Annotated in this window: 5 protein-coding genes and 1 pseudogene; 5 read left to right on the top strand and 1 reads right to left on the bottom strand. The window is 26.5% G+C overall.

All coding sequences use genetic code 11. The features are described 5' to 3' along the window. From IQC44_RS11150 to IQC44_RS11160, 3 genes and pseudogenes are all read left to right on the top strand, one after another. A pseudogene (locus IQC44_RS11150) lies at positions 1–537 on the top strand (type VI secretion system Vgr family protein); the annotation flags it as partial. 2 nt (positions 538–539) lie between these two features. Beyond that, entirely contained in the window at positions 540–2381 is a 1842-nt protein-coding gene (locus IQC44_RS11155) for a T6SS phospholipase effector Tle1-like catalytic domain-containing protein (protein ID WP_198306437.1), read from the top strand. Between the two features lie 3 nt (positions 2382–2384). Then, entirely contained in the window at positions 2385–3416 is a 1032-nt protein-coding gene (locus IQC44_RS11160; protein ID WP_198306438.1) for a hypothetical protein, read from the top strand. 162 nt (positions 3417–3578) lie between these two features. On the opposite strand, the gene IQC44_RS11165 is transcribed toward IQC44_RS11160, so the two are convergent. Continuing rightward, positions 3579–4790 carry a DEAD/DEAH box helicase gene (locus IQC44_RS11165; protein ID WP_228286342.1) on the bottom strand — a complete coding sequence of 404 codons (1212 nt, stop codon included), beginning with the start codon at positions 4788–4790 and terminating at the stop codon, positions 3579–3581. A 154-nt stretch (positions 4791–4944) separates the two neighbouring features. Here IQC44_RS11165 and IQC44_RS11170 point away from each other — a divergent pair, with 154 nt between their 5' ends. Further along, on the top strand, positions 4945–6255 hold the full coding sequence (locus IQC44_RS11170; RefSeq protein WP_198306439.1) for a PAS domain-containing sensor histidine kinase: 1311 nt from the start codon (positions 4945–4947) through the stop codon (positions 6253–6255). Further along, positions 6252–6923 (top strand): response regulator transcription factor, encoded by a 672-nt coding sequence (locus tag IQC44_RS11175; RefSeq protein WP_198306440.1) that lies wholly within the window; start codon positions 6252–6254, stop codon positions 6921–6923. Before IQC44_RS11170 ends, IQC44_RS11175 begins: the two co-directional genes overlap by 4 nt. The last annotated feature ends 224 nt before the right edge of the window (positions 6924–7147 follow it).

Consider the following 7147-nt stretch of genomic DNA (forward strand, 5'->3'; position numbering starts at 1 on the left):
GAAGATGTAAATAATAACTCAAACTTAAATGTAAAATCAGACTATACAATAAATGTAAATAAAAACCTAACACAAACTGTAGATGAAGAGAAAATAACAACTGTAAATAAAGATTATAATATCTATGCTAATACTGATTTTAATATTTTAGTAAAAGATAATCTAAATATCTTTGTAGAAGAAAATATAACAACTTCAATAAAAAATATACTACATACTTATGTAGAGAAAAATAAACAAGATAAGTTTTTACAAAACCTATACCTAGAGATATTAGAAGATTATGGATTGGAAATAAGTAATAGCCTTCATATAACATCAAAAGATGTTAAATATGAAGCAAATGAAGAACTAAACCTAGATGCTTATAATGAAGTGGTATTAAGATGTGGAAATAATTCACTTTCAATAAATTCTAGTGGAATACATTTTCATACTTCAAACTATAATAGTAATAGTCCTTATAGTGGGGTGGTGGCTAATGATGCAGAAATATTAAAAAGTTTATTTAGTTTAGAACCACAAGGAGATGAGTAATAATGAGAGAGTATTTTGTAAATGAAAATCTAACTATAAAAGCACAAACTTTAGGTATAAAAAATGGAGAAAAACTAAAATTAGAACTAATAATGCTTGAAGAGTACCACGGAACAGAACCTAAAATAAAAGATTTGGGAAATAAAAGTTTTGAAGATATTGAACTAAAAAAAGCTAATGAAAATAAAGATAAAGAACTAAATATATCTGAAACTAAATATTTTCAAAAGGTTATAAAAGACAGTCTAGAAGTTCAAAATGATAGAGTGGAATATAAATTTAAAATAGAAGAACTTGTAGAGCAAGAGGATATAAGAAAAGTAAACTATATTGTAGCTTGGATAGATTTAGATGGAGATGGAATAAGAGAGTATGATGAGGCAGTAATATTAAAAATAAATCATAAACTAGCAAAAGGTAATCTTAGATTAGGAATATTTTTTGATGGAACGGGAAATGATATAAGTAATAAAAGCTTAACAGAAAATGCCTTATCAAATGTAAGAAAACTTTTTGAAATATACCCAAATCAGCTTATAGAAACGAGTGAAAAAGATAGAGGTAAAAAGAGAGATAAGGAAGTAAATATCACAAATGAAGAGATTTTTCCACAAACAATGTGTGCTTATGTAAGAGGTGTTGGTTCAATATCAAGTACAGAGTCTAAAGATTGGTTTGGAAGTGCTGCATTTGGAAGTGGTGGGATGACTAGGATAAGAGGAATGCTTTATTATATAAATATTGCAATAGAAGAGTATGTAAAAGAGTATCAAAAAAAAGAAGGTATAGGATACTATCCAATAAACCTAGAGTTTGATATATTTGGATTTTCAAGAGGAGCTGCACTTGCACGACATTTTGTAAATGTTATAAAAGAACATGGAGTAAATTATAATAAAGAGTTTTATTATAATCCTGCAAAGATAAGAGTAAAAACTCTAAATATCTTTGATACAGTTGCTTCGTTTGGAAAGCCTGGAAATGATATAAATATAGGATATAATTTACATATAAAACCTAGCTTTATAGTAGATAAAGTAAATCATTTTTTAGCAGATGATGAATTTAGAGAGAATTTTCCAGCACATTTAATATCTAACAATAATGAAAATTATCCAACAGAATTCATTAAAGATAAGTTTGAAGAGCTTGTATTTTTAGGAGCACACTCTGATATAGGTGGTGGTTATCCTGAAGCTAAATTTGAACATAATGTATTTAATAATGAACTTTCTAAATATTATCTAAGACAAATGTATAATAAATGTAAAGAAGTAGAAGTTCCTTTAAATGATAAATTTCCAGAAAATTGGGAAGCAAATGAAGAAGTTAAAACATTAATAGAGTATTTTAACACTAAGTATCAGAAATATTCAAATCTAAAAGTAGCCCATAAAAGACTAAGAGAAAAACAAGCATATCTATCATATAGCTATTTGGAAAATAGATTAAGAGATATTGAAGAACAAAGCCAAAGAGGTGGAGTAGGAAATATTTATACAAAAGATATGAGAAAAGAGTTAGAAGAGATAAAAGATAATAGATATATATTTTCTAATATAAGAGTAGAAGATTTAAGAGATGAAATAGATGAACTATCAACTATCTTTGAGAATGAATTTGAATTAAAGGAGTTTATAAATGTAAGCAACTATTTCCAAGATAAATATGTACATAGACCATATTCAAACTCTATAGGAATGAGTCCAAAAATTAAAAAAAATAGATACCATAGAGAATATTATACAACAGAAATTCAAAAAGATGTTGTAGATAAACAAGATGCAAAAATATTTTACTCAAATGCAGATGTTTTAGAAAACGAAACTTCAAATATAGGATAAGAGATGAAAAAATATTTAATAGTAAGTTTAATTTTAGGTCTATTTACAGCTTGTTCAGGATTTATATCAGATGATGAAGATTATACATTTACAGATTATTTTGAGCCACTAAGATATGATAAAGAAAATGGTGGATATATGATAGCAGGTAATGGAAATACAAAATTTACTATTTTTGATTTTACTCTTTCAGATACAAAGAATAGTAAAGAGCAAATAGTAAAAGCAAAAGAACCTTTGGTATCTTACTGGAAAATAGGAAGAAACCCTTTGGGAATGAAGCCAGTATATGATAAATGTGGAAATGAACCAAGCCTTTATAAGGATTTTAATTATAAAGATGGTTCAGAATTAGCAAAAGAGGAAACTATAGAGTTTAAAAATTATATGGAAGCAAGAAAAAAATGGAGTAAATGTGTAAATAATTTACCTTCAGAGTACGAAAATGATGTAATAAAAACATTTAACTCGCAAACAACATATAAATACTACTATGCAAAAATGCCAGAAAATCATCTAGTACACTATCCAAAAAAAAGTGAACTACATTTTAGATGGAATATCTCAAATTATATTGGTGGAGTAAATGATTTAGCAATAGAAGCTGTACCAGAGCTATATAAAAATAATCTTGATAAATTAAGAAGTCATAAATGCCATAAATGGGGTGCAAGTTCAAATCATACTTGTTATGATTTGCCAAATGGAGATAAAAATATATATTATGCACTAAGAGAAGAGTTATATACAGAAGTAAATGGGAAAAAAGAAGAACCAAATAGTTATTTAATGGATGTTAGAGTTTCAGAACCATTAAACTGGATAGAAATAGATGGTATAGAGATAAATAAAGATATATATGAATATTTAAATAAAGTTTGTGAGGAAATAGAACTTTGTCATTTAAATGACTATACAGGAGTTTTAACACAAGAGCAAAAAGAGTATGTAAAGAAAAATAGATGGAGTACAGATAAAGTTTGGAAAGAAAAACCACAAAAAGAAGATAAAGGAAGTTCTAATCCTTGGAGATAAGTTATTGTTCTAGTGGAAATAACTATGGTTCAATGTTTATTCCAAGAGTAAATAGTGAAGTAATTGTAAGCTTTTTATAGAGTTTATCTTTTACTTGCTCTATTGTTTGTATAGTTTTATTAGCTCTAATACAGTTGAAAATAGTCTAAAAAAGAGGTTTTTTTAACCTCTTTTTGTAATTTTTCTTTTTTTATTTGTTTTAGGATTTTTTGGTTTATCTTCTGGTTTTCTTTTTTTTGATAAGATTTTTTTCTCTTTTAAAGATTTTTGTTTAGGCTGTTTTACTCTTGGTTTTTTCTCTTTAGTCTCAAATCCATCAAGTTCAACTCTTGGAATTTTTAAGATTAACTCTTTTTCAATTTCCGCCATAAATTTATAATCTTTTACACTTAGAAGTGTGATAGCAACTCCGTTATTTCCAGCTCTTGCTGTTCTTCCAACTCTATGTGTAAAATCATTTATTGTTTCAGGTAAAGCAAAGTTTATAACACAAGGAAGCTCTTCTATATCAATTCCCCTTGCAGCAATATCAGTACAAACCAAAACTCTAATCTCTTTTTCTTTGAATTTTCTCAAAGCCAAAGCTCTTGAACTTTGTCTTACATCTCCATGAATACAAGAGGCTTTCAATCCATCAAGGTTTAAATTTTCAACCAAACTATCAGCTTCAGCTTTTCTATTTACAAAAACCAAAGCTTGAGCTATATTTCTTGAACCAATCAAATACGATAAAAGTTCAGCCTTTTTATCTTCATCAACTAAAACGATTTGATGCTCAATTTTTTCTACATGCTCTCTTTGATTTGTAACTTCGATTACAATAGGATCAGTTAAAAACTCTTTTGCAAGTTTTTTTACTGTTGAATTTATTGTTGCACTAAACATTGAAATTTGTCTATTTTTTCCAATATTTGGTAAAATTTTCTCAACTTCCTCCAAAAATCCCATATCAAGCATAGTATCAAGTTCATCAATAACAACTCTCTCTACACTAGAAAGATTTATAGTATTGTTTTTGATATGCTCAAGCAATCTTCCTGTTGTTGCAACCACAATATCCACACCATTTGCCAATTTTTTCTCTTGCTCTTTACTTGAAATTCCACCAAAAATAGCAACTCTTTTAATATCTATATATTTTGAATAGTCATCAATCGCATTTGCAATTTGCTTTGCCAACTCTCTTGTTGGAACTAATATTAAAGCTCTTAAAACACTATTTTCTTTTTTCTCTTTTATTAAATTTTCCAAAATAGGTAGTAAAAATGCACAACTTTTTCCAGTTCCACTTTTTGCTACTCCTATAATATCTCTATTTAACAATGCCATAGGAATGGCTTTTTCTTGAATAGGTGTAGGGTTTGTATATCCCAAATCATTAACAGCTTTTAAAATGTTTTCATTTAATTTTAAGTCTTGAAAAGTTTTTATGAAAAATCCTTTTATTTAAATAAGACTTTATTGTATCTAATTTGAAATTAGATTTGAATTTGATTATAATTTGCAAAATTTTATAAGAAAGTTTATTATGGAAGATGATTTTTTACAAGCAAGTATTCTATTTTTTATATTTTTTGGAATAGTTGTAATCTTTATTTATTGGTTAATTAGATTAAAAGATGAGATAAATAAAAAGAAAACAGCACAAAAAGAGTTAGAAATAAGTGAAGAAAAATATAGAGTTTTATTTGATATTGCTCCAGTGATGTTGGATGCATTTGATAAAAATGGAAATGTTGTTTTATGGAATAAAGAGTGCGAAAAGGTTCTAGGTTACAGTTTTGAAGAGATAAAAGAACATAAAAATCCACTATCACTTTTTTATGTAAATAAAGAGGTACAAAAAGAGGCTATTTTGGATATTATTAAAGAAGGTAAAGAGCCTAAAATTTGGTATCCAAGAAGAAAAGATGGAAAAATCTTAGTTGTAAAATGGATAAATCTTACACTTCCAAACGGTGAAATAATTCATATGGGTCATGATATTACTCAACAAGTAGAAAATGAAGGTTTATTGGAACAAAATTCTTTGACTTTAAGATTTGCAAAAAAAAGACTTGAAGAATTAAATAATAATTTAGAAAAAAAGATAAAAATTGAAATAGATAAAAATACAAAGCATCAAGCACTACTGATGCAACAAAGTAAACTAGTTCAAATGGGTGAAATGATACAAAATATCGCACATCAATGGAGACAACCACTATCACAAATAAATTCAACATTAATGATTTTAGATGCTTATTTAAATCAAAAAGATTGTATGGATGAAAATATTGATATGAAAATATCTCAAATTGAAGAATTAACAAGTTATTTATCAAAAACTATTGATGATTTTCAAAACTTTTTTAATCCAAATAAGCAAAAAACATTTTTTAAAGTAAATGATGCCATTGAAAAGTCACTAAATATTGTAAGAGGACATATAAATTTAGGAAATATTGAAATTATTAATAATATCACTGATAACTTCAAGATTTATGGGCAAAAAGAGGAGTTACAACAGGTGTTATTAGTGCTTATAAACAACTCAATTGATGCTTTTGAATTGAACAATATAATAAATTCTAAAATTATTTTTGATATAATTTCCGAAAGTGAAAAATTGGTATTAATTATTGAAGATAATGCTATGGGAATAGATGAAAAAATCATCAATAGAATTTTTGAACCATATTTCACAACAAAAATAGATTCAGATGGTACAGGAATAGGACTTTATATGGCAAGAATGATTTTGGAAAATAGTTTTAATGGACAAATTACTGTTGAAAATACAACTTTTGGTGCAAAATTTGAAATTGAGATTCGGGGGGGGGGGTGGAAAAATAAATGAATAAGCTTTCTTATAATATATTAGTTGTGGAAGATGAACAACAATCAAGAGAGAATTTTGTATCTTATTTATCTATGTTTTATGAAAATGTATTTGAAGCAGGAAATGGTGAAAAAGCACTAGAAATTTACAACAAAGAGCAAGTTGATATTATTTTACTTGATATTAACATTCCAAAAATAAGTGGATTAGAAGTTGCAAGACAAATAAGAGAAAAAGATTTTAAAACAAAAATTATAATTTTATCTGCTCATAGTGAAAAAACATTTTTACTTGAAGCTATGGGTCTTAAACTTACAAAATATCTATTTAAACCAGTAAATAGAAAAGATTTAAAAGACTCTTTAGATTTAGCTATAAGTGAATTAAATAAATTTGATGTAGTATCAATAGATGATATAAAAATCAAGCAACTATATACTTACTCTTTTTCTACAAAGCTTTTACAATACAATGATGTAGAATTAAATTTAACAAAAAATGAGCAGATATTTTTTGAATACTTGTTAAAAAATAGAAATAAGGTTTGTAGCTATGATGAACTTTTATACTATACAAATATTACAACTGTAGATGCTTTAAAAAACTTAGTAAAAAGGTTAAAGAAGAAGTTTGAAGAAGATTTAATATTAAATATTACAGGAGTAGGGTATAAAATAAGTGTATAAATTTAAAATATATGCCTAAAAAAACTTATTCTTACAAAATCAAACTATGTAAAACTACGATAAATTCAATAACTCGGGAATATTTGAAGACAAATTTCAAAATTTAGTAAAAAACCTCTTGACAAAGAAAAAAAATCCTATTATAATTCCCATCCAATTTGACCGATACGGTTTAAATTGTTTTTTTATTCCGGCATAGCTCAGCGGTAGAGTAGATGACTGTT

It is taken from the genome of Arcobacter vandammei, from assembly GCF_016106035.1.
Classification (GTDB): Bacteria; Campylobacterota; Campylobacteria; order Campylobacterales; family Arcobacteraceae; genus Aliarcobacter; species Aliarcobacter vandammei.

Coding starts and splice junctions, on each gene's coding strand:
- IQC44_RS11155 (WP_198306437.1), top strand. CDS start 540: ATGAGAGAGTATTTTGTAAATGAAAATCTAACTATAAAAGCACAAACT.
- IQC44_RS11160 (WP_198306438.1), top strand. CDS start 2,385: ATGAAAAAATATTTAATAGTAAGTTTAATTTTAGGTCTATTTACAGCT.
- IQC44_RS11170 (WP_198306439.1), top strand. CDS start 4,945: ATGGAAGATGATTTTTTACAAGCAAGTATTCTATTTTTTATATTTTTT.
- IQC44_RS11175 (WP_198306440.1), top strand. CDS start 6,252: ATGAATAAGCTTTCTTATAATATATTAGTTGTGGAAGATGAACAACAA.